This window comes from Oscillibacter sp. UBA6647 (genome assembly GCA_002455655.1).
In the GTDB taxonomy this organism is placed as follows: Bacteria; Bacillota; Clostridia; order Oscillospirales; family Oscillospiraceae; genus Oscillibacter.
Genome location: DKLF01000080.1, coordinates 1 through 2,015, shown reverse-complemented (window position 1 = coordinate 2,015; position 2,015 = coordinate 1). Strand labels below are relative to the sequence as shown.

The window sequence follows — 2,015 nt, the reverse complement described above, 5'->3', positions numbered from 1 at the left end:
ACGCGAACGTCCTTTTCAGCAATATAATCCTGATTATGCAGCGTGGCGCTCTGGACGGTGGTGCCTGCCAGATGGACCGGGGCAAGCACCGCCTTGGGCGTCAGAACTCCGGTGCGCCCCACCTGAACAACAATGTCCAGAACCTTGCTCGGCTTCTGCTCCGGCGGATACTTGTAGGCAATGGCCCATTTGGGGCATTTCACAGTGCTGCCAAGTGACTCCCTGTCGGACAGCCGGTCAATTTTAATCACTGCGCCGTCCATATCGTAGGGATAGCTCATCCTACGCTCGTTAATGTCATGGATTTCCTCCAAGCACGCGTTGGCGGTAAGGAGCGTTTTATGGGGGATAACGGAGAAATGCTGGCTTTCCAAATAGTCCAGCGTTTCGGAGTGAGTGGCAAAGCTTCGTCCCTGCGCCAATTGCAGGTTGAAAATCCGGATGTCCAGCCGCCGTTCCGCCGCGATTTTGGGGTCAAGCTGGCGCAGGGAGCCTGCGGCTGCGTTTCGGGGGTTGGCCATGAGGGGCTTCCCCTCTATTTCCCGGCGGCGGTTGATTTCCTCAAACACGGAGCGGGCCATATAAACCTCTCCTCGGACAATGAGCCGGGGCAGCTTCTCCGGCAGCGTCATGGGAATGGAGCGGACGGTGCGCAGGTTCTCCGTCACGTCCTCCCCCACCCGGCCGTCGCCTCTTGTCCCACCGCTGACAAATACGCCATCCCGATACTCCAGCGCCACCGACAGTCCGTCTACCTTCGGCTCCAGTGAATACGCCGCATTCCCATCAAGCGACTCCTCCATCCGGTGGCAGAAATCCTCCACCTCTCCGGCGGTAAACACATCCTGCAAGCTCTCCAGCGGAACCTCGTGGCGATAAGGGGAAAAGCCATCCTTCAGCTTGTCCCCCACGCGCTGGGTGGGAGAATCCGGGACGATTTCCTCAGGATGCTCCTGTTCCAACTGCTGAAGCCGACGGTTTTTCATGTCGTAGTCATAATCCGACATGGTGGGTTCGTCCAATACATAGTAGCGGTAGGCATTTTCGTTGAGCTCCTCCCGCAGTCGCTTCATTTCCTCGCGATAGTCCATGCGCTTGTTCCTTTTCCTTTCCTGCGCGGACTGAAAGCGGGAGGGTTTCCTCCCGCTCAGCCCTTGTTGAGAATCAGCTCTCTGGCGTCATCTGCTTGATCACCCGTATTGCTGAAATAGGTGTAGCTCTCCGGAACCGTGCCCACAATCACCGTTTCTGCCACGGTAAAGGCGTTGCTCACCTGCGTGGCGGTGTTAAAGCCCGGCAGCAAGATTGCCACGGATACATCCACCTCCAGCAGAATCCGATGCTTGGTCTGGTTGATCCCCGCTGTATCAAACTGATTTTCCAGATGTGCTCTGGATGATCCCACGGACTGCATCCGCACCTTTACCCCCGGCCCACGCCCGGACAGCAGAGCAGACCCGGTAAGGCTGCCCACAGGGATGGACAAGTCTTTTGTGGACACGTCGGAGAGCCGCTCTAAAATCACCTTTAAAATTTTGGACTGCAAGCGGTTAAACTCCGGCATATTGCTTTTTACCGCCGTAATTTTCCCTTCGTTGTCCTTTTCAAAGGAAATTAAATCGTCGTATTTAATCTCCCCACTGTCAATTGTTTCATTCACCGCCTGCGCGACGATGCCGTTTACCGTGTTGCTGACCCGCGTAACAGCCAACTGAGTCAGTAGCTGTTTCATCTGAAGACCCGCCACGGCGGCAAAAATCCCCAGCCCCAAAAACACCGCCGCCAGCAGCAGCCGCGCCAGCGTCCGCCGAGTCAGGGGGCGGCGGTAGTATCCGTATGATCTCATAGAATCACCCCATTGGAAGATTCTATGCGAAAGGGGCTTTTCCCTATTTCAATCCGGACACAATCTGCTTAAAAGCCCTGCCCCGCTCCATAAAGTTTTTAAACTGGTCAAAGGCCGCGCAGGCGGGGCTCAGCAAAATCACATCACCCTCCCCTGCTCTCTGTGCCGC

At 56.1% G+C, this 2,015-nt stretch carries 2 protein-coding genes; both read right to left on the bottom strand.

Going from position 1 to position 2,015, the window contains the following annotated elements; translation table 11 throughout:
- A partial coding sequence (gene ligA / locus B2W96_RS06025; RefSeq protein ID WP_293009385.1) for an NAD-dependent DNA ligase LigA occupies positions 1–1,091 on the bottom strand: 1,091 nt, incomplete at its 3' end.
- A 56-nt stretch (positions 1,092–1,147) separates the two neighbouring features.
- Complete coding sequence (gene yunB / locus B2W96_RS06020) at positions 1,148–1,846, bottom strand: sporulation protein YunB (protein ID WP_293009384.1); 699 nt, start codon at positions 1,844–1,846, stop codon at positions 1,148–1,150.
- Positions 1,847–2,015: the final 169 nt, after the last annotated feature.

Excerpts from the sequence above, each read along its gene's own strand:
- yunB (WP_293009384.1), bottom strand. The coding sequence starts at position 1,846 with ATGAGATCATACGGATACTACCGCCGCCCCCTGACTCGGCGGACGCTG.